General features: G+C 71.5%; 18 protein-coding genes. 3 read left to right on the forward strand and 15 right to left on the reverse strand.

Annotation, left to right across the window (positions count from 1 at the left end; genetic code table 11):
* Nucleotides 1-13: 13 nt before the first annotated feature.
* The 4 genes from AB0D59_RS11825 to bla all read right to left on the reverse strand — a co-directional run bounded on the left by AB0D59_RS11825 (nt 14) and on the right by bla (nt 3,417).
* A complete protein-coding gene (locus AB0D59_RS11825) occupies nt 14-361 on the reverse strand; it encodes a DUF742 domain-containing protein (protein WP_362563906.1) in 348 nt (115 codons plus the stop codon).
* Complete coding sequence (locus AB0D59_RS11830) at nt 358-765, reverse strand: roadblock/LC7 domain-containing protein (protein WP_362563908.1); 408 nt, start codon at nt 763-765, stop codon at nt 358-360. The genes AB0D59_RS11825 and AB0D59_RS11830 overlap by 4 nt, the downstream gene beginning before the upstream one ends.
* Entirely contained in the window at nt 762-2,360 is a 1,599-nt protein-coding gene (locus AB0D59_RS11835; protein WP_362563911.1) for an ATP-binding protein, read from the reverse strand. Before AB0D59_RS11835 ends, AB0D59_RS11830 begins: the two co-directional genes overlap by 4 nt.
* Nucleotides 2,361-2,541: 181 nt before the next feature.
* The gene (bla, locus tag AB0D59_RS11840; RefSeq protein ID WP_362563914.1) at nt 2,542-3,417 is read right to left on the reverse strand and encodes a class A beta-lactamase; all 876 of its coding nucleotides are present in this window, start codon (nt 3,415-3,417) and stop codon (nt 2,542-2,544) included.
* Between the two features lie 263 nt (nt 3,418-3,680).
* On the opposite strand from bla, the gene AB0D59_RS11845 reads away from it, so the two are divergent.
* Complete coding sequence (locus tag AB0D59_RS11845) at nt 3,681-4,502, forward strand: hypothetical protein (protein WP_362563917.1); 822 nt, start codon at nt 3,681-3,683, stop codon at nt 4,500-4,502.
* Between the two features lie 190 nt (nt 4,503-4,692).
* Complete coding sequence (locus AB0D59_RS11850; RefSeq protein WP_362563919.1) at nt 4,693-8,067, forward strand: pyruvate carboxylase; 3,375 nt, start codon at nt 4,693-4,695, stop codon at nt 8,065-8,067.
* Between the two features lie 57 nt (nt 8,068-8,124).
* Here the strand turns inward: AB0D59_RS11850 and AB0D59_RS11855 are convergent, their stop codons facing one another.
* The 6 genes from AB0D59_RS11855 to AB0D59_RS11880 form a co-directional block, all read right to left on the reverse strand.
* A complete protein-coding gene (locus AB0D59_RS11855; RefSeq protein ID WP_362563921.1) occupies nt 8,125-9,102 on the reverse strand; it encodes a hypothetical protein in 978 nt (325 codons plus the stop codon).
* 154 nt (nt 9,103-9,256) lie between these two features.
* Nucleotides 9,257-9,712: a hypothetical protein gene (locus AB0D59_RS11860; RefSeq protein WP_362563924.1), complete on the reverse strand. Its 456-nt coding sequence runs from the start codon at nt 9,710-9,712 to the stop codon at nt 9,257-9,259.
* A 42-nt stretch (nt 9,713-9,754) separates the two neighbouring features.
* Nucleotides 9,755-10,555 (reverse strand): DUF4389 domain-containing protein, encoded by an 801-nt coding sequence (locus AB0D59_RS11865; RefSeq protein WP_362563925.1) that lies wholly within the window; start codon nt 10,553-10,555, stop codon nt 9,755-9,757.
* An 87-nt stretch (nt 10,556-10,642) separates the two neighbouring features.
* The gene (locus AB0D59_RS11870; protein ID WP_362563928.1) at nt 10,643-11,419 is read right to left on the reverse strand and encodes a polysaccharide lyase family 7 protein; all 777 of its coding nucleotides are present in this window, start codon (nt 11,417-11,419) and stop codon (nt 10,643-10,645) included.
* Nucleotides 11,420-11,548: 129 nt separating this feature from the next.
* Nucleotides 11,549-12,769 carry a chitinase gene (locus AB0D59_RS11875; protein ID WP_362563931.1) on the reverse strand — a complete coding sequence of 407 codons (1,221 nt, stop codon included), beginning with the start codon at nt 12,767-12,769 and terminating at the stop codon, nt 11,549-11,551.
* Between the two features lie 119 nt (nt 12,770-12,888).
* On the reverse strand, nt 12,889-13,623 hold the full coding sequence (locus AB0D59_RS11880; RefSeq protein ID WP_362563933.1) for a DUF2071 domain-containing protein: 735 nt from the start codon (nt 13,621-13,623) through the stop codon (nt 12,889-12,891).
* Between the two features lie 158 nt (nt 13,624-13,781).
* On the opposite strand from AB0D59_RS11880, the gene AB0D59_RS11885 reads away from it, so the two are divergent.
* The gene (locus AB0D59_RS11885; protein WP_362563936.1) at nt 13,782-14,540 is read left to right on the forward strand and encodes a GntR family transcriptional regulator; all 759 of its coding nucleotides are present in this window, start codon (nt 13,782-13,784) and stop codon (nt 14,538-14,540) included.
* A 73-nt stretch (nt 14,541-14,613) separates the two neighbouring features.
* Here AB0D59_RS11885 and AB0D59_RS11890 read toward each other — a convergent pair whose 3' ends face one another.
* Genes AB0D59_RS11890 through AB0D59_RS11910 form a run of 5 tightly spaced genes read right to left on the reverse strand, consistent with a single transcriptional unit; the run spans nt 14,614 to nt 20,414 of the window.
* The gene (locus AB0D59_RS11890) at nt 14,614-16,137 is read right to left on the reverse strand and encodes a sugar ABC transporter ATP-binding protein (RefSeq protein ID WP_362563939.1); all 1,524 of its coding nucleotides are present in this window, start codon (nt 16,135-16,137) and stop codon (nt 14,614-14,616) included.
* The gene (locus AB0D59_RS11895) at nt 16,134-17,153 is read right to left on the reverse strand and encodes an ABC transporter permease (RefSeq protein WP_362563942.1); all 1,020 of its coding nucleotides are present in this window, start codon (nt 17,151-17,153) and stop codon (nt 16,134-16,136) included. Before AB0D59_RS11895 ends, AB0D59_RS11890 begins: the two co-directional genes overlap by 4 nt.
* A complete protein-coding gene (locus AB0D59_RS11900; RefSeq protein WP_362563944.1) occupies nt 17,150-18,214 on the reverse strand; it encodes an ABC transporter permease in 1,065 nt (354 codons plus the stop codon). The genes AB0D59_RS11895 and AB0D59_RS11900 overlap by 4 nt, the downstream gene beginning before the upstream one ends.
* Nucleotides 18,211-19,299 (reverse strand): mandelate racemase/muconate lactonizing enzyme family protein, encoded by a 1,089-nt coding sequence (locus tag AB0D59_RS11905; RefSeq protein WP_362563946.1) that lies wholly within the window; start codon nt 19,297-19,299, stop codon nt 18,211-18,213. Before AB0D59_RS11905 ends, AB0D59_RS11900 begins: the two co-directional genes overlap by 4 nt.
* A gap of 23 nt (nt 19,300-19,322) precedes the next feature.
* Nucleotides 19,323-20,414, reverse strand: a complete 1,092-nt coding sequence (locus AB0D59_RS11910) for a substrate-binding domain-containing protein (RefSeq protein ID WP_362563949.1) — start codon at nt 20,412-20,414, stop codon at nt 19,323-19,325.
* Nucleotides 20,415-20,573 lie beyond the last annotated feature (159 nt).

Below are 20,573 nucleotides of genomic sequence, written 5' to 3' on the forward strand. Positions count from 1 at the left end.
CGGGGTGCGCGCGTCAGAGGTTGCGGAGTCCAACGAGCACCTGCTCCAGGATGTCGGGGTCGGTGATGGCAGGCCGGTAGGGATGGCGGGCGCTGACCCGGCCGGCCGCCTGCAGGTCGCCCAGCAGGACCTTGGTGATGCTCACCGGCAGCTTCAGCTCCGCGGCGATCTCCACCACGGAGGTCGGGAACTCGGCCAGCCGCAGGATCGCCGCGTGTTCCGACTGCATGCCGGGGGTCGGCTCCGACTCGGCGACGACCAGCGTGACCAGGTCGAAGGGACTGTCCGGCCCGGAGCTGCTGCGGCCGCCGGTGATGGTGTACAGGCGGTCGGGCGCGTCGTCCCTGCCGGGCCGGCTCATGACGTACGGGGCGGCGCGGTCAGGTGTTCGCCGAGCTGCTCGACCAGTTCGCTCATGTTGTGCCCGACCAGCCCCGGGTCCGCGTCCTCGCTGGTCACCACGGCCAGATGGGCGCCCTCGCCGGCCTCCACGATGAACAGCACGCCCCCGTAGAACTCGGTCATCGCCGACCGCACGCCACCGCTGCCGTCGCCGAACTCGACGGACGCCCCGTGCGACAGCGACTGGATGCCGGCGGCGATCGCCGCGAGCTGGTCGGCCTGGTCGACGGAGAGCTCCGGGGTACGGCAGAGCTTCAGGCCGTCGCGGGAGAGCACCAGGGCGTGCCGCGCGCCGGGGGTGCGCTCCAGGAGGCCCTCGATGAGCCAGGTGAGCTTATCGTCGGCGGTGGTCCTGCCGGTCATGGAGTGGTGTCGCCTTCCGGGTGCGCGTGCGGGTGGGACGTGGGCTCGGGACCGGACTCCGGGTGGGGCGCGGGGGCCGGATCGTGCGCCGGGGTGGGGGTGTAGGGGGCCGAGGCCGTGTCGGCCTCGGCGGCGCCGGGCGCGTCGGCGTGGCCGGTTGCGCCGGAGGGCTCGGCGGCGTCGGACGCGGCCGGGCGGACGGCCTGCCGGAAGCTGTTGAAGCGGGTGGCGCGGAGCCGGGCGTCCTCGGCGGCGGGCACCGGGCGCGGCTCCGCCGGCTGGGGCGCCGACCGGCGCTCGGCCTCGGCGAGGGTCCGGCCGCGGCGCCGCCTGGGCAGCCCGGTGGGTCCTTCCTCGTCCTCGTCGGGCTCCGCGGACTCGTGCACGGGTATCGGGTCCGCCGGGGCCGGCACCGGTTCGGCCGACTCCGGCTGCTTGGGCAGCGCGGGTTCGTCGGCGACCGGACGGGTCAGCAGGTCCTGGGGGACCAGCATCAGCACCCCGGTGCCGCCGCGCGCCGACGGCCGGAACGACACCTTCAGACCGTGCTTGCCGGCCAGCCGGCCGACCACCGCCAGCCCGAGCCGGGTACCGGTGAGGCCGCCGAGCTCGGTGGTGTCACCGGCGACCGCCCGCTCGGCGCGGCGCAGCTGCACATCGCCCATCACCAGCCCGCTGTCCTCCACGGACACGATGACTCCCGCCGGCACCTCCTCCACATAGACGTGGACCTCGGCCGTCGGGGGCGAGAAGTTGGCCGCGTTGTCGAGGAGTTCGGCGAGCGCGTGCATGACCCCCTCGGCCGCGTGGCCGGTGACGGCGGTCTCGCTCACCGAGTGCACCCGCACCCGGCGGTAGCCGCTGATGCGGCCCATCGCACCGCGCAGGATGGACTCCATGCTGATCGGACGCGCCCAGCGGCGGCCGGAGCGCGCCCCGGTCAGGACGGCGATGGAGTCGGCGATCCGGCCCGCCTGGGCGGTGCGGTGGTCGAGGTGCAGCAGGTCGGCGAGCACTTCCTCGTCGGTGTGCCGTTCCTCCATGGCCCGTAGGTCGGCGAGGGTGGCGGTGGCCAGGGCCTGCATCCGCCCGGCCGCGTTGCCGGCCGCGGCGATCGCCGCGGCCCGCTCCCGCAAGGCCTGTTCCAGGTCGGCGGCGAGCCGGCCGTTCTCCTGCCGGTACCAGTCCAGCTGCTGGCTGCTGCCCTCGTGGATCCGCACCCGCTCCTGCTCGAAGGAGTCGGCGAACTCGCTGCGCTGCTGGGCCAGTTCGTCGATCAGTCGCTGCTGCTCCTGGCGCGCCTCCTCGGTCGTACGGGCCTGTTGCTGGAGCAGCCGTCCGATGTCCTGGCTCACCGTCTCCAGTCGGCGCCGGGCGCGCCGGGCGGCCCGCGCCGCGTGGACGGCCCAGGTCACCGCCGCGCACAGCACCAGCGCGGCCGCACTGGCCCCGAGGGCGAGGGGGATGCGGACCGAGGCCGGCGCGGCCGTCACCGCGGCGACGACCACGAGGGCCGAGACCAGCGCGGTCAGCGCGAGAGTCGGGACGAGCGTACGGAGGGCAGGTCGATCGCCGGTATGCGTGGGCGCGGTCATCGGTCCGGTCTGGTCCTGGGAGCGGGTAGGGATGTGGTTCCGGTGAGGGAGATGTGACGCTCGGTACTGAACTGGCCGTCACTATACGAGAGTTCGTGATCGAAACAGAACAGTTCCGGTCCCCTTGTGGGAAACCGCTGTCAGCGACGGCGACTCGCCGTGTCCCGAACCGCGCACGATCTTACGAAGCGCCTCGCGTGAGCGTGTCCGCCACCACGGCGGCCGCCTCCTTCACCAGCGCCGAGTCGGCCTGGGCGGCGGGGTCGGTGTGCGTGGACAGAACGGCGACGACGACCGGGGCGCGCCGCGGGGGCCAGGCGATCGCGACGTCGTTGGCGGTGCCATAGGCGCCCGTTCCGGTTTTGTCGCCGACGGTCCAGTCCGCGGGGAGCCCCGCGCGGATCCGCTCCCCTCCGGTGGTGTTGGCGAGCAGCCAGCCGGTGAGCCGCCGCCGGTCCGCGCCGTCCAGGGCGTTCCCGACGGCCAGTCGCGCGTAGCTGGTGCCGATGGCCAGGGGAGTGGTGGTGTCCGTGACCCGTCCGGGCTCCGCCGAGTTCAGCTCCGGCTCCCACCGGTCGAGCCGGGTCACCCGGTCCCCGATCGAACGGCACAGCCGCGTCACCGCCACCGGCCCGCCCAGTTGCTCCAGCAACAGGTTCGCCGCGGTGTTGTCGCTGTACGAGATCGCCGCTGCGCACAGCTCCGCGACCGTCATTCCCGCGGCGAGATTCTCGGGCCTGCCCGTGACGGGCGCGCCGCCCGACTTCTCGACATCGCTCGCGTCGTAGTGGACGACCTCGCCGAGCACGTCCTCGTCCAGGTCCCGCAGCACCGCGGAGACCGCGAGCGTCTTGAACACCGAGCACATCGGGAAGAGTTCGCCGCAACGGTGCCTGACCCGGGCGCCCGAGCCGGTGTCCCAGGCGAACACCCCCAGCCGGGCCCCGTGTTCGCGCTCCAGCGCCCGGAATCTGCTCGCGGCGTCCGGCGCGGTGCCGGCGGGCAGTGCGGTTCCCAGGGCCGCGGTCAGCACAACACGGCGCGACGGCTGCTGCATTACCACTCCTTTGCCGAGGTTTCGATGAGGGGGACGCGATCACGCCCCTGGGGGTTGCGTGGTGGACGGGTGATAAACCCGACGCCGATATTCGACCAGCAGTAACTTCCGCATCGTCGCAAATGATCCAAACGTCTATACGATGACGCGTGGGACGGCCGGGGAACGGAGAGCCTCTTCAGGGGCTCAGGGGCTCAGGGGCTCAGGGGCTCAGGGGCTCAGGGCCGAGGGCCGGGAGCCGGTGTCGAGGGGACGATGCCTTCATGACGGGGAACGGAAGCTGGGGGACGGCGGCCGTGCGTGCCGTCCGGTTCGTGGGGCGCACACTGCGCGACGAATGGCACAGCATCGTGGTGGAGCCGGTACGGCAGCTCGTACGGCGTGGTCTCTCCGGGATCGTGCTCGCGTTCGTGGCCGCGTTCGGCGTCATCTTCTTCCATGACGTCGCCCAGCACCCCGTCGGCAGAAGGCTGGTGTGGCATCTCGGCGGTGTCACCGCCGACCTCCCCCTGTGGCTGTCCCTGCTGCGCACCCCGGTCTCGCTCTACGTTCCCGCGCTCGACCTCCCGGTGTGGGCCGGCATCACCCAGCTCTTCCTCGCCTTCGCCCTCGCCGAACTCGCGCTCGGCCGCGCCCGGACCCTCGCCGTCGCGTACCTCACCACCCTGGCCGGCACCATGACGGCCCGTGTGATGGTCGCGCTGGGCCCCGGCTGGTGGGGCTTCGGCCTGCCCCCGGAGGCCGGCCGGATCCTCGACACGGGGCCGTCCGCCGCCGTGGTGGGCCTGTTCACCTATCTGGCCGTGGTCCGCCGGGCGCCCGTCGTCTTCGCGTTGACCGGCGGTTCGATGGTGTGGGAGTCCGTCGCCGTACCGAACCTCGCCGGCCGCGAGCACCTGATCGCGGTGACCGCGGCGATCGTCCTCGGCCTGCTGCACGGCCGTCGGCTGCCGATCCCCGCCCGGCTCGCCGAACCCCCCGCCGCACGCCTCGGCACCCCGCCGTCCCCGCCCCGGTCCGACCCGCCCGTGCCCCGGCCCGACCCACCGCAGCACCACCCCGTAGCGTCGCTCCGGGTCCGCTGAGACTCCCCAACCCCTCAGGGTTCCCCGAAACCCATACGTCACGCGGGCGACCCGCCGAAGTGCTCAACAACGTCAATGTGATGGTTTTCGCACTTCAGCCGGTCCGGGCAACCCCTAATGTTGCGCGGGCTACGGCAGGGCGCGGCTGACACCATGGTGTTTGTCGCCGGCAGGCTGAAGGGATCCAGGGATGTTCCGCAAGGTGCTGGTCGCCAACCGTGGAGAGATCGCCATCCGCGCTTTCCGCGCGGGCTATGAACTGGGCGCGCGCACGGTCGCCGTGTTCCCCCACGAAGACCGTAACTCGCTGCACAGGCTGAAGGCCGACGAGGCCTACGAGATCGGGGAACCCGGCCATCCGGTACGGGCCTACCTCTCCGTCGAGGAGATCGTGGGCGCCGCCCGCCGGGCCGGGGCCGACGCCGTCTACCCGGGCTACGGCTTCCTCTCCGAGAACCCGGAACTCGCCCGCGCCTGCGAGGAGGCGGGCATCACGTTCGTCGGGCCGAGCGCCCAGACGCTGGAGCTGACCGGCAACAAGGCCCGCGCGGTCGCCGCCGCCCGCGCCGCCGGCGTACCGGTGCTCGGCTCCTCCCAGCCCTCCAACGACATCGACGAACTGGTCCGCGCCGCCGACGAGATCGGGTTCCCGCTGTTCGTGAAGGCCGTCGCCGGCGGTGGTGGCCGTGGGATGCGCCGGGTCGAGGACCCGGCCGCGCTGCGCGAGTCCATCGAACAGGCCTCCCGGGAGGCGGCCTCCGCGTTCGGCGACCCGACCGTCTTCCTGGAGAAGGCCGTCGTCGACCCGCGCCACATCGAGGTGCAGATCCTCGCCGACGGCGAGGGCAACGTCATCCACCTCTTCGAGCGGGACTGCTCGCTCCAGCGCCGCCACCAGAAGGTCATCGAGCTGGCCCCCGCGCCCAACCTCGACCCGGAGCTGCGCGACCGCATCTGCGCCGACGCCGTCCGCTTCGCCCGGGAGATCGGCTACCGCAACGCCGGCACCGTCGAGTTCCTCCTCGACCGCTCGGGCAAGCACGTCTTCATCGAGATGAACCCCCGCATCCAGGTCGAGCACACGGTCACCGAGGAGGTCACCGACGTCGACCTGGTGCAGGCCCAGATGCGCATCGCCTCCGGCGAGACCCTGGCCGACCTCGGGCTGTCGCAGGAGACGGTGAAGCTGCACGGCGCCGCCCTCCAGTGCCGTATCACCACCGAGGACCCCGCCAACGGCTTCCGCCCCGACACCGGCCGGATCAGCGCCTACCGCTCCCCGGGCGGCTCCGGCATCCGGCTCGACGGCGGCACCACCCACGCCGGTACGGAGATCAGCGCGCACTTCGACTCGATGCTGGTGAAGCTCACCTGCCGGGGCCGGGACTTCAAGGCCGCCATCGGCCGCGCCCGGCGCGCCGTCGCCGAGTTCCGCATCCGCGGTGTCGCCACCAACATCCCCTTCCTCCAGGCCGTCCTGGACGACCCGGACTTCCAAGCGGGCCGGATCACCACCTCGTTCATCGAGCAGCGTCCGCACCTGCTCACCGCCCGCTCCTCCGCCGACCGCGGCACCAAGCTGCTCACCTACCTGGCCGACGTCACCGTCAACAAGCCGCACGGCGAGCGCCCGCACCTGATCGAGTCGACTTCCAAGCTGCCCCCGCTGCCGGCCGGGGAGCCGCCCGCGGGCTCCCGCCAGCGGCTGGTCGAGCTCGGCCCGGAGGGCTTCGCCCGCTGGCTGCGCGAGTCCCCGACCATCGGCATCACGGACACCACCTTCCGCGACGCCCACCAGTCCCTGCTCGCCACCCGCGTGCGCACCAAGGACCTCCTCGCGGTGGCCCCCGTGGTCGCCCGCACCCTGCCCGAACTGCTCTCCCTGGAGTGCTGGGGCGGCGCCACCTACGACGTGGCGCTGCGCTTCCTCGCCGAGGACCCCTGGGAGCGGCTGGCCGCCCTGCGCGAGGCGGTCCCCAACATCTGCCTCCAGATGCTGCTGCGCGGCCGCAACACCGTCGGCTACACCCCGTACCCCACCGAGGTGACCGACGCCTTCGTCCAGGAGGCCGCCGCCACCGGCATCGACATCTTCCGCATCTTCGACGCCCTCAACGACGTCGGCCAGATGCGCCCCGCCATCGAGGCGGTACGGGAGACGGGCACCGCGATCGCCGAGGTCGCCCTCTGCTACACCGCCGACCTGTCCAACCCGGACGAGCGGCTCTACACCCTCGACTACTACCTGCGGCTCGCCGAGCAGATCGTCGAGGCCGGCGCGCACATCATCGCCGTCAAGGACATGGCGGGCCTGCTGCGCGCCCCGGCCGCCGCGAAGCTGGTCTCGGCGCTGCGCCGGGAGTTCGACCTGCCCGTCCACCTGCACACCCACGACACGGCGGGCGGCCAGCTGGCCACCTACCTGGCCGCGATCCAGGCGGGCGCGGACGCGGTGGACGGCGCGGTGGCCTCCATGGCCGGCACGACCTCGCAGCCCTCCCTGTCGGCGATCGTGGCCGCCACCGACTACTCGGAGCGTCCCACGGGGCTAGACCTGCGGGCGGTCGAGGACCTGGAGCCGTACTGGGAGAGCGTCCGCAAGGTCTACGCGCCCTTCGAGGCGGGCCTCGCCTCCCCGACCGGCCGCGTCTACCACCACGAGATCCCCGGCGGCCAGCTCTCCAACCTGCGCACCCAGGCCGTCGCGCTGGGGCTCGGCGACCGCTTCGAGGACATCGAGGCGATGTACGAGGCCGCCGACCGCATCCTGGGCCGGCTGGTCAAGGTCACCCCGTCCTCCAAGGTGGTCGGCGACCTCGCCCTGCACCTGGTGGGAGCCGGGGTGCAGCCGGAGGACTTCGAGGCGACCCCCGACAAGTTCGACATCCCGGACTCGGTCATCGGCTTCCTGCGCGGCGAGCTGGGTACCCCGCCCGGCGGCTGGCCCGAGCCGTTCCGCACCAAGGCCCTGCAGGGCCGTGCCGCCGCCAAGCCGGCACCGGAGCTGGGCACCGAGGACCGCGAGGGTCTCGCCAAGGACCGTCGCAGCACCCTCAACCGGCTGCTGTTCCCGGCCCCGACCCGGGAGTTCGAGACGCACCGCCAGAGCTACGGCGACACCAGCGTCCTCGACAGCAAGGACTTCTTCTACGGCCTGCGCCCGGGCAAGGAGTACGCGGTCGACCTGGAGCCCGGCGTCCGGCTGCTCATCGAACTCCAGGCCGTCGGCGAGGCCGACGAGCGGGGTCTGCGCACGGTGATGTCCAGCCTCAACGGCCAGCTGCGGCCCATCCAGATCCGCGACCGGTCGGCCGCCTCCGACATCCCGGTCACCGAGAAGGCCGACCGCGCCAACACCGGCCATGTCGCGGCCCCGTTCGCCGGCGTCGTCACCCTCGCCGTGCAGGAGGGCGCGGAGGTCGAGGCGGGCGCCACGGTGGCCACGATCGAGGCCATGAAGATGGAGGCCACCATCACGGCGCAGAAGGCCGGCCGGATCTCCCGGCTCGCCATCAACCGCATCCAGCAGGTGGAGGGCGGCGACCTGCTGGTCGAGATCGCCTGAGTCGGGGCCCGCGCGAGGGGAGGACCGGTCGGTCGCCGCCGGTCCTCCTCTCGTCGGCTAGGAGCGGGCGAAGTGGGCGCCCAGACGCGCCTTCAGCAGGTTCGGGTCGCGCTGGGTGGAGTAGGCGCCGCCCGCCACGAACAGTTCACGGCCGTTCACGGCCAGCGAGGTCGGGTTGGACAGGCCGTCCTGCACGGTGAGCACGGTGCTGCGGACGCCGCCCGGGGGCACCATGACGACCTCGTTGGTCGGGTTCAGCGCGGCGAGCACGACGTCCGAGTGCCCGGGGAAGACGAAGTCGTCGACGCCGGTGAGGCCGGTCGCCCGCGTCTCGGTCGCCCCGGCCGAGCCGCCGGCGCCCACCGGGATGCGCAGCAGGGTCCCGCGGTCGCTGTTGGTCACCCAGACCGCGTCCTTGTGCACCTTGATCCCGTTGGCGCCGAATCCGCTGGCCGGCGCCGGGAGCCCGGTGAGGGCGGTGCCCGTGGCCCAGGCCGTCGGCGTGCCGCCGGCCTGCGGGATGCGCCAGATCGTGCCCAGCGCCGAGTCCGCGGCGTAGAGCACCCCGTGCCGTTCGTCGAGGGCCAGGCCGTTGGGCAGGCCGTCCGACGGCAACTGGGCGATCTGCTCGGGCGTGCCGCCGCCCGCCGGGACGCGCCAGACGCCGGTCCTGCCGGTGCCGGTGGCGTAGTTGACGTACAGCGTGCCGTCGTGGGCGCGGGCCAGGCCGAGGGTGACGGCGCCGCCCATCAGGGACGTGCGGGGGTGTTCCTCGGCGGGCAGGGTCGCCAGCACCCGGACCCGGCGTTCCCGGGTGACCTTGGCGACCTGCCGGGCGGACGCGAAGGTCACGTCGACCGAGCCGCCCCGCTCGGTGACGACGTTCTCGGGCGTCTGCCCGGCGGCCAGATCGAAGTGCGCGATGACGTGTGCATTGGAGACGACCGGCTCGTCGCCCGCGGCCGGAGCCGCCGCGAACAGGCCGATCGCGACCGCGGCCGGGGCGACGGCGGCCGGACGGAGAAATCGGGGCATGTGACCTCTTTCGACGGGAGCGCGAAGCTCCGGCGTACCGGTCACACCAACATGACGGCTCGTCGGTCCCCGGCCGGGGCAGCCCCGGCCGGGACGTCGCCCGCCCGGCGCACGGCGTGGCCCCGCTTGCCGCGCAGCCGGGTGACGGTCCCGCTCAGTTCCACAGCGGGTAGTTCATGACCTGCGTGTAGCCCTCCGGCTTGGCACCGGCGTAGCTCAGGCTCATCCGCGTGAACTGCTCCACGTTCGGATGCTTCGTCCAGGCCGTCGGCCGGTCGAGCCGTATCGTCACCGGGTACTTGTGGAAGTGGCCGGCCGCGCAGTACGGCTTGCAGTCGTTGACCGCGTTCACGCCCTGGGCGACCGCCGTGTTGTCGTTCCACTGGGTCCAGCGCATGCCGGTGAGCAGGCTGTTGCCGTCACCGCAGGCCAGCATGAAGTCGGTCGGCCGGAACCGCTGGTGCCAGAGGCAGTCGACGAGCACGGGGTGCTGGACCGCCCGCGACGCGGCCGGTGTCGGCGGAGTCGCCCCGGAGGCCGTCGTCATGCCCGCCGTGAGCAGCAGGGCCGCCCCGAGTCCGATCGCCGTTCCCACCACTGGTCTGCGCATGGTCGCTCCCACCAGTTCCGCCGTTCTTCCTTCCCTTCGACGCTACGACCGTCCCGCCGGATGTACCACTTGCGCCGGGTTCGCGAGCCCGTTGTCGTCGTAGTCGCCGGAGGGGCGGGAGAAGACCTGGGTGAGCAGGCCGAGTACCAGGAAGACCCAGACGAGGACCTTCGCGGCGGTGTCCAGAAGCAGTGGCCGGGTCGCGGAGCGGGCCTCCTCCGCCTTGGCGGCCGGCTGGTCGCCGAACAGCCCCTTGGGATAGACGGGCGTCAGCATGCCGGCGTAGGCGCCGAACCGCATCCGGTAGCGGGCGACCGCCGCAGTCGCAGCGAAGACCGGCCCGGGCAGCCGCCCCAGCACGATCCCGATGATCCAGAAGATCCAGCCGATCGCGAACCAGCCGGCCGCCGCGAAGTTGGCGACGATCCACGCCGGGATCATCAGGATCAGCCGGAACAGCACCGCGAGCCGGTTCAGGGTGGTGGGCCGCAGCTCGATCTGCACCGGGTACTCCGGCGCGGTCAGGGCGAACGGCGGATAGCGGTCCACCAGGAGCATCGAGCCGGCCACCACCCGGGTCTCGTACGCCAGGTACTTGCCCAGGAATTCGGCGATCCCGTCGGGCAGCCGGCCCAGGACGAGCGCCGCGAACCAGCCGGCCACCGTCGCGAAGAACGCGGCGATGCCCAGCAGGAAGACCACGATGAACTGCGGGATCAGCAGCAGCCAGCGCAGCAGCACCGTCCAGCGGCGCTGCGGCCCGGGTGCCGGGATGTCCAGCGCGGGCCGCCACTCGGCGCCGTCGGCCGTGACGGGAGGACGTGGTTCCCAGCTCTGACTCATGAGTCCTCCCGTCGTCGGGCCGCGGCCCGGATGGCACCACCATCGTGCGGCGGAACCTCCGCCCCCGCCAGGCCCGTGCGGCCGAACTCAGCCGTGTTGGACGGTCAGACCGTAGAACGCGACCCGGGCGCCGTTGGTCGTGCTGTCGGAGGACGACTGGTTGTACGAGCCCGCCTTGAAGTACTGCTTGTACGGGTTGAAGGAGGACGGAATGGCGTAGTGGGTCGTAGTGCCGTTGACGGTCAGGTCGATGGTGTTCCCGCCGGAGACGGCGATGGTGTAGGTCCAGGTCTTGCCGATCGACACATGGCCCACGGTGTGCGTGGTCTGGCCGCCGGACGGGGAGTTCTCGGTGCCGAGGACGATGTCGCCGTTGGAGTGGTAGTACAGCTCCAGCAGGGGCTTGGTGGAGGAGCCGCCGGTGCCCAGGTGGATCTGGCCCACGCACACGTTCTTGGTCACCGAGACCACTCGCAGGGTCGCGCTCATCCTGTGGCTGCCGCTGAGCGACCAGTTGGCGGCGCTGCCGTCGCGGTTCATCTCGCGCAGCTCGGAGCGGGCGTAGTTGGAGTTCGGGGTCGTGACGCCCTTCTCGGGCGCCCAGAAGGTCATCGCGCCGTCGCGGGTGTCGGTGTAGAAGTACGCGTCCTGGTAGCCGCTTGCGCCCTGCAGCCGGGACGAGGGGATGGTGGTCGGCGAGCCGGGGGAGCCCACCGGCTCCTGGAGCTGCCATATGGACAGGTCGAAGTTGCCGCCGGGCGCCTTGCTCGGGTCCGCGGCGCCCGCGCTGCCGCCGGTGAGCAGGACGAGGGCGAGGGCGAGGCCCGCGGCGGCCGGAGCCGCGAGCAGCCGGGAACGGTTCACGTGGGGGGTCCTTTCGGAAGAGGGCTGCGTCCGGAACTCACCTGATGTTCAGATCCGTGAACTCCGGACGCATCCATAACCGTCGATGACCCGTGAAGCTAAAGGTCCGAACCAATCCCGTCAAGAGGTTCAGCAGGCGCCCTCGTCCTGCCAGGGGCCCCACTCCGAGGCGCCGGGCACCTCGTTCTGGGTCCACCACTTGGCCTTCCAGTTGTGGCTGTTGTACGAGACCTCGTTGCCGGCCGTGTACACCGCCGTCGAACTCCACGCGGTCTTGCAGGAGGTGGGCGTCGGTGTCGGGGTCGGCGTGGGGGTGGGTGTGGGCGTGCCGGTCGGCGGGGTGACCCCGGCGAACTTCACCGAGTACTTGGCGAAGTCCCAGTCGCTCTGCGCCACGCTGGAACAGGTCCCGGAGGTGGTGCCGTTGTTGTCGGCCGGAGTGCACTGACGGTCGCGGTTCAGGGACCAGAACGTGAAGCGGTCCATGTTGTGGCTCGTGGCGTAGTCGAGCACCGTCTGGAAGTCGGCCTGGGTGAAGTACTCGCCGGTGTCGCTGCGGCCGTTCATCCCGGAGAAGCCCTCGTGGGCGTAGGCGGTCGCCTGGTCCCAGCCGAAGGTGGACTGGAGGATCGAGTTGAAGTTGGTGAGCGCGCTGGTCTGCGCCGCCGCCCCGCTGAAGCCGCCGTCGAACGGCATGATGGAGAAGTTGTTCGGAGTGAACCCCTGTGACTTCGCCTCCAGCAGCATCTGCTTGCCGAACCAGCCGGTCCCGTCCGCCGTACCGGCGGTGGTGACGGAGACGTACAGGCCCGGGTTGTTCTGCTGGAGGATCTTCGCGGCGCCGATCTCGTTCTTGATCGCCGCGGTGTTCTCGTACTCCGGCTCCTCCAGGTCGAAGTCGATGGCGTGCAGCCCGTACTTGGTGATGACCTGCTGGTAGGCCGCCGCGGTGGAGGCGGCGTCCGTGCAGGTCTGGCCGAGCTTGGTGCCGCCGTAGCCGCCGATCGAGACGGAGACGTCGCCGCCCTTGGCGCGGATGGTGTTGATGACCGACTGGACGGCGGTGTCCGAGGAGACCGCCGCGGTGCCGCCCCAAGTGGGGGAGCAGCCGCCGCCGTTGGGGGCCAGGACGAACGCCAGCTGGAAGGCCTTGAGTCCGGTGGCGTCCATGATGGTGGCCGCGTTCGGCGGGTTGTTGTCCAGCGGCATCAGATAGGGGGCGGCCGCGTACCACCGGTTGCTCAGCGCGGTGGTCGCGCCCGAGGCGTCGCTCGCGACGAGCGCGGTGGTGCCGGCGGCGGCGAGGGTGACGGCGGCCGCCGCGCCCAGACATGCGCGAAGGGGTCTCACTGGTGCCTCCAGGGAGGGCGGGGGAGGTGGGGTGGTGCCCCAGCTTCCGGAGGTGTCGCGATCACGTCAATAGATTGGACTGGACCAAAGTGCACTTTGGACTAGACCATACGAATTCTTTACCTAGGGTGCCGGAGCAGTGTCGGCCGCCCGAACCGCACCTTCACACCGGGGGACCAGAGCACGCTGACCGGCGGCCCGGCAGGTGCGGGCAGGCCCGCTGCCTCCACCAGGTCGTCGTCCAGATCCAGGAGTTCGGCCCGGTGCAGCGGCCAGGGTGCGTGCTCGTTCGGCACATGCATGGTGCGCCCGTGCCAGGTGGCGTGCAGCCCCCAGCGTGCGGTCAGGAAGTGCTCCAGCGGCGACGGCTCGGCGATCGGCGGCCCGCTCCGTATGACCGCCCGGCTGGCGGCGGCCGGTCCGCGCCGCCGGCAGGTGTAGGTGATCACTTGGCCCTCACGGCGCAGCCGCATCGAGGACCAGATATACGGCAGGCGGAACCCGAGCCGGCCTGCCAGCGCGGGGAGCAGTCGGGCCGCGTCCAGGGATTTGAACACCACCCCGCGCCGGCCCCGCTCGTCCAACGAGTACAGCCGTACGTTCGTCTCGCAGAAGGTCCCCAGGTACGGCATCCCGGGTCCCGGGCCCGCGCCGACGCCCCGCATCAGGAACGGGACGAGGCCGACGTAGCTGACCCCGTCCAGGGTGTCCGGCCGGGTGCCGGCGGGCAGCAGCCCGGCCACCCGATCCGGCTCCACCGGCCAGTGCAGGAAGGTGAGTTCGTGCCAGCCCTGCACCTGGGTCGGCCGTCGCACGGGCCGAGGAGTGGAGGTGGTGATCGGCTCGGGTTCCATGGGCAGGGTCCTAGCACGCCAGTACGAGGCGGCGGTGCGGGGGGTGCGCGGACCGGATGCCGTCGCCGCCCCCGCGTGATCAGGGCTTTCGGGCCTCTCACCGCGCCCACCTGGGTAAACTGTAGGCGACACACAGGCCTTGATAAAGAGGAGCCGGGATGCCGTCGCACAGCTCTTCCGCGGCCGGGGCCCCGGCGCAGGGCGAGGAGCACGACGAGCCGCCTCCCGTCCGGCAGGCGCTGTCGGACAGCGTGTACGAGAGCGTCAAGGCGATGGTCATGGACCACGAGATCGCCCCCGGCGCCCGTGTCGGCATCGACGCGCTCTCCCGCACCCTCAAGGTCTCGCCCACCCCGGTCCGGGAGGCCCTGGCCCGGCTGGAGTCCGACGGACTGGTCGTCAAACGCGCCCTGTCCGGATACCGGGCCACGGAGCTGCTCACCCGCCAGGGCCTCGCGGAACTCTTCGAGATGCGACTGCTGTTGGAGCCCAGAGCCGCCGCCCTGGCCGCCGTCAACGCCACCGAGGACCAGCTCGACGCCCTCGAACGGATCGTCGAGGAGATGCAGGTCCAGCCCAGCCCGAACGGCCGGTACGCCTCCTACCGCGACTTCGCCGCGCTCGACCAGCGCTTCCACGAGGCCATCGGACAGGCCGCGCACCGCCCGCTCCTCGTGGACGCGGTGGAACGCCTCCACGCCCACCTGCACATCTTCCGGCTCAGCAACGTGGTCGGCGCCGGTGGCCCGACCGTCGCCGAGCACGAGCGGATCGTCCGGGCCGTACTGCGGCGCAACCCCGAGCGGGCGGCCGAGGCGATGACCGACCACCTCACCCGCAGCATGGAACGCCAACTCGTCGAGGGCGAGGGCGAGGGCGAGGGCGAGATCGAGGGCGAGGGCCAAGACCAGGGGTAGGACGACCGCGAGCCGCCCGGCTATCCCATGACCCTTGCCGCGCCGCGCTTCACGACCCCGGCCGCGCCGCGCCTCACGAGCGCACCGTGTCGTGGGCGTGGATCAGGCGGATGATCCGGCCGCTCATCCGGTCGTAGTCACGGTCGTTGTCGACCTCGCCGCGGACGCGGTGGTCCGTCATGACCACGATCCGGTCGGCGAGGGTGACCATCTCCGCGAGATCGCTGCTGATCAGCAGGATGGGCAGGCCGTCGTGGGCGAGATCCCAGATCAGTTCGTGGAAGGCCCGCTTGGTGCGGACGTCCACGCCGACCGTCGGCTCGTCCACGACGAGCAGCCGGGTGTCGGCGGCCAGCCACTTGGCGAGGCTGACCTTCTGCTGGTTGCCACCGGAGAGTTCACCGGCGTTCTGCGCGAGCCCGGTGATCCGGATACCGAGCCGGCCGACGAGGTCCTGGGCGACCTCGCGCTCCTCGCGTGCCGAGACGAATCCGAGCGCCTTCGCGAGCCGTTGCCACACCGTCACGGTGATGTTCCGGACGATCGGCTGCTCCAGGAAGACGCCTTCCTCCTTGCGGTTCTCGGTCACATACCCGATGCCGAACTCGTGCAGCGCCTGCCGCGGCGAGGCGATCCGGGCCGGCCTGCCGTGCACCCGTACCTCGCCGCCGGTGATGCGGTCCAGGCCGAGCACCGCCTTGACCAGCTCGCTCCGCCCGGCGCCCACCAGCCCGTACAGACCGACGATCTCCCCGGGCCGCACCGCCAGGCTGATGTCCCGGTGCCCGCCGGCCGTGGCGACCGCCTCCAGCTCCAGGACCGGCGCGGCGGACCGGTCGACCGTACGCGGCCGCATCTCGGCCGCCGCGTGGGCGCGGCCCACCATGAGGCCCACGATGTCGTCGTGGGAGTGGTCGGCCAGCGGCGAGGACTCCAGCACCGACCTCCCGTCCCGCAGCACGGTGACGGTGTCGCAGACGGCGAAGACCTCCTCCAGCTTGTGACTGACGAACACGACACAGGCGCCGCGCTCGGCCAGCCGGCGGATCACCTCGAACAGGCGCTCCGTCTCCTCGGGGGACAGGGAGGCGGTGGGCTCGTCCAGGAGCAGCACCCGGCTCTCGGTGTACAGGGCCTTGGCGATCTCCACCAACTGCTGCTGGGCGACCGACAGTTCACGCACCGGCCGGTCCGGATCGAGGTCGACGCCCAGCTCGGTGAGGCAGGCGACGGCCGGCTCGGTCATGGCCGCGTAGTCGACCAGTCCACGGCGCGAGGGCGGCTTCTGCAGGGTGATGTTCTCGGCCACCGAGAAGCCGGGGATCAGATTGCGTTCCTGGTGGACGACGCCGATGCCGGTGCGGGTCGCCTCCAGCGGCGAGCGCAGCTGCACCGGTTCGCCGCACCAGGTGAGGGCGCCGCCGTCGGGGGCGTGCACCCCGGTAAGGACCTTGATGAGGGTGGACTTGCCGGCGCCGTTCTCACCGAGAAGCGCGTGCACGCTGCCGGCGGTGAGCCGCAGCCCCACGCCGTCCAGCGCGCGGACGCCGGGGAAGACCTTGACCAGGTCGCGGCATTCGAGGAGGACCGTGTTCACCGTGCACCTCCTGGCTGCGGGGACGGCGTGGTCTTCGCCAACCGGGTCTGGTTCAGGTGCCCGCCGGCGACCGTGCCGAGGACCACCAGGCCGATCAGGAGGTTCACCCAGCTCGGGTCCAGCGAGAACTGGGCGCGTGCCGCGTCGATGAGCCGGGTCACGAAGGCCGCCAGCACGGTCCCGAACACGGCGATGGAGCCGCCGGTCAGCGCGACACCGCCGATGATCGGCGCCGCGAAGCTCGGCAGCAGCCAGTCACCGCCGACGCTGCGGTTGACGCCCGGCAGCGCGGCGGTCGCCGTCACGGCGGCCACCCCGACCAGCAGCCCGGACAGCGTGTGCGCGGCCACGATCTGCCGGTTCGTGGAGATACCGGACAGTCGGGCGGCCAGCGGATTGCCGCCGGCGGCCAGCAGCCGCCGTCCCGCGACCGTGCGGTACATGAACCCGCCCAGCAGGACCGCCGCGATGATCGCCGTGACGAAGACGAGCGGGATGTCCAGCGGCGCCGCCGTGCCCAGGTCGCGCAGCGTGGCGGAGTAGCCGTCGACGGTCCGGGTGCCGACGAGCCGGTACTGCGCGCCCAGCAGGATCGTCATCGTGGCGAGGGTGACGATGAAGCCGTTGATCTGCGTGGCCACGATGACGACACCGGTCACCAGTCCGACGGCCGTCGCCGTCAGCAGCCCCACCGGCACGGCGACCACGGCCGGCACCCCGTGATCGGCCATCAGGACCCCCGTCAGACAGGCGGTGAAACCGCCCAGGGCGCCCACGGCGAGATTGAGCTGGCCCACGCACAGTGCCACCATCTGCGCCAGGCCGATCAGGATGGGCGTGGCCAGGTACTGCAGGAAGACCCGCACCGAGGGGCCCTCGAAGAAGGAACCCGACGACGCCACCTCCAGCGCCACCGAGCCGGCCACGACCACCAGCAGCAGCATGGCCGCCGTCGTACGGGAGAACCGGTGCAGCACCGCCGCGGCCCGGCTCCGCTGATCGCGGATCGTACTCATGTGGAGCGCACCACCTTGCGATAGGACACCACGGTGCGGATCCGGTCGGCCGACAGGGCCAGCAGCAGGATGCAGCCGAGGTAGATGTTGAGGCTTTCCAGGCCGACGCCTAGCAGGTCCAGCCCCTTGCGGATGACGCCGACCAGCGCGGTGCCGAGGAGCGTGCCAAGGACGGACACCACCCCGCCGGTGAGCAGGGTGCCGCCGAGCACCGCGCCCAGGAAGGACGGCAGCATGAAGTCGTCGCCGATGGAGGCGCGGAACGTGCCCGTCCCGGCGGCGGCCATGAAGCCGGCGAGCGCCGCCAGCAGCCCGGAGAGGGTGTGGGCGAGCAGGACCCGGCGTCCGGTGGGGATGCCGGACAGCTCGGCGGCGGCCGGGTTCGCCCCGGTGAGCAGCAGCTCCCTGCCGATGCGCGTACAGCCGTACAGGAAGCCGAGACCCAGCATGGCCAGCACGGTGAACTGGGCCAGCTGCGGGATCGCCGGTGAGCCGCAGATCGGTCCGACGCAGATGTCGGCGAGGGAGTAGGACCTCAGTGCGTCGATTCCGGCCGGCCGGGTGGTGAAGGCGGCGTCCTCGGTGAGGGCCGAGTACATGAGGGAGACCAGGCCCAGCAGGGCGAAGTCCATCGCCAGCGTCACGACGAAGGAACTCACCCCGGTCCGGGCGATCAGCCAGCCGGTGACCGCGCCGATCACCGCGCCCGCGACCAGGCACAGCAACAGCCCGGCCTGCATGGGCAGATGGAGCCGGTCGTAGCCGAGCCCCGCGAACATGGCACCGAACGCCGCCATCCGCCCGACCGCGAGGTTCATGTGCCCCACGGACAGGGCGACCATCTGGGCGAGCGCCACCACGGTCAGTGTGGCGACGTCCCGCAGCAGCGGGAAGAGCACCAGGCGCTGGTCGAGGAAGGCAGGGCGCAGCACGCCGAACAGGATGCCGAGCGCGATGACCAGGACCAGCAGGCCGAGCCGCTGGTTGACCCAGAACGGCATGCGGTGACCGGCTGTCTTCTCCTCCGGCACGGTTTCCGGTGGGCTGATCGAGGTCGTCATGCCACCCTCCGGTCGTCGAGGGCGTCCCGGTCCCAGTCGATGCCGATGCCCGGTACGTCCGGGGCCACCGCCATGCCGTCGCGGATGGTCAGCTCGGTCCGGGTCACGGCCCGCAGTTGCGGGATGTACTCGACGAAGCTGCCGTTGGGTACCGCTGCGGCCAGGCTGACGTGCAGCTCCATCAGGAAGTGCGGGCAGACCATCACGTTGTGGCTCTCCGCCAGGTGCGCGACCTTCAGCCACGGGGTGATGCCGCCGATCCGGGCGGCGTCGACCTGGACGACGGAGGCGGCGCCGGCCTCCAGGTAACTCCGGAACTGCGTCAGCGAGTACATGGACTCGCCGACCGCCACGGGGATCCCGGTGGCCCGGGCGAGCCGGGCATGACCGCTGATGTCGTCCGCCGGGAGCGGCTCCTCCAGCCAGTAGGGGGCGTACGGCTCCAGCGCGGCCGCGAGCCGGAGCACCGAGGACGCCGTCTGGGACTGGTTGGCGTCGGTCATGATGTGCAGCGCGGGGCCGACGGCCTCGCGCACCGCGCGCAGCCGCTCCGCGTCCTCGGCGGGATGCGGCCGGCCCACCTTGATCTTGACGCCCGCCCAGCCTGCCTCCTGGGCCCGCAGGGCGCTCTTGACCAGTTCCTCGGTGCTCAGATGGAGCCAGCCGCCCTCGGTGTCGTAGACCGGGACCTCCTGACGGTGTCCGCCGGCCAGCCGCCACAGTGGCTCGCCCGCCCGCTTGCAGCGCACGTCCCACAGGGCGGTGTCCACGGCGGCGAGTGCGAGGGAGGTGATGGCTCCGGTGGTGGTGGCCCGGGTGAGCGCGAACAGTCGCTGCCACAGGGCCTCGACGTTGCGGGCATCCTGCCCGACCAGGGCGGGGAGCAGATGGTCGCGCAACAGAGCCAGTACGGAGGTGCCGCCGGTACCGATCGTATAGGCGTAGCCGGTGCCCGTGAGGCCGTCCGCCGTCTCCAGGTCGACCAGGACGGTCTCCTGTTTGACGAAGGACTGCACCGCGTCGGTACGGTTCGTCTCGACGGCGATGTCGGCCAGCCTGGCGGTGGCGGTCGTGATGAGGGTCATCGATGTCCGTTCTGTCGGGGCGGTCAGCCGCACGCGAGGATCTTGTCGGCGAAATCCTGCTTGAGCTGCGCGGTCTTCGCCTGCCGGGCCTTGTCGTAGTCGGCCACGTTCGCCTCGTCGACGACGAACGAGCCGGAGTCCACCTCCACCCCGGGGTCGCGCACGGTGCACTGCTTCGTCTGGAGCAGGGCCAGGGCCCAGACGCCGATCTCGGCCTGGCCGACCGGGTTCTGTACGACGGTGGCCGTGACCGTGCCCTGTCTGATGCCGCTGAGGATCTTGGCGTCGTCGTCGATGGCGATGACCTTCGCCTTCGACCCGGACGACTTGACGGCGTCGGCGGCGGCGACGGCCGGGTTGTAGGCGGTGGCGACGATGCCGGTGATCTGAGCGCCCTTCGCCGCCATCAGGTCGGACACCGCCTTCTGCGCGGTCCCCAGGTCGGTGTCGATGTCGGTGACGGTCTGCAGAAGCCGAACCTTGCCGCCGGACTCCTTGACCGCCCGGGCGACGCCCTTGATCCGCAACTGGGTGTTGGCATCCACGTTGTTGCCGGTCAGATGGACCAGGGTGCCCTTGCCGCCCATGGCCTCGATGGCCGCCTTCGTGGCCTTGTAGGCGGCGAGTTCGACGTTCGTGGAGAGGCAGAAGTCGGCCTCGTCCGTGCCGCCCGCCGGACAGGAGCCGAGGGAGGCCACCGGGAAGCCCTGCGACTTGAGGTCCGCGAAGGTCGTGTTGATGTCCGTGGGGGAGACCCCGAACACGCCGAAGGCGTTGTAGCCGCGCGCCGCGAGCGTGGACAGCAGGTTGTTCTGCTTCTGCTGGTCCCACTCGGCCGTCTCGTCGAAGGTGACGGCCCCGAGTCGGTACGTCTTCTTCGCGCCGGCGCCCGCCGCCTTCCAGGGCTGGAAGTAGGGATGGGCACCCCCGGGCACGAGGGCGACCTCGGTCCGGGAGCCGTCCGTCAACTCGGCACCGCCGCCGGTCCGTTGGCCCGTCGTGGCCTGACCGGCGGCGGGGCCGGGGGCGTTGCGGTAGGTGCAGGCCGCCGTCCCCGCGACGAGCAAGGCCGCTGTGAGAAGCCCGGGCAGGACGGATCTGGTCGGGAAGCGCATCGCCCACCCCTGCTGAATCAGATAGGAAATCGATGCGGAGATCGTGGGTCAGGGAGGCGCGTGCGTCAAGGTTTGTGACAAGAACGGTTTTGATCAGCGGAGACGTAGGCCGATCTCGGTCCGGATTCACCCGGCACGCGCAGAATCCTATAGGAAACC

Source organism: Streptomyces sp. NPDC048417 (assembly GCF_040651615.1).
In the GTDB taxonomy this organism is placed as follows: Bacteria; Actinomycetota; Actinomycetes; order Streptomycetales; family Streptomycetaceae; genus Streptomyces.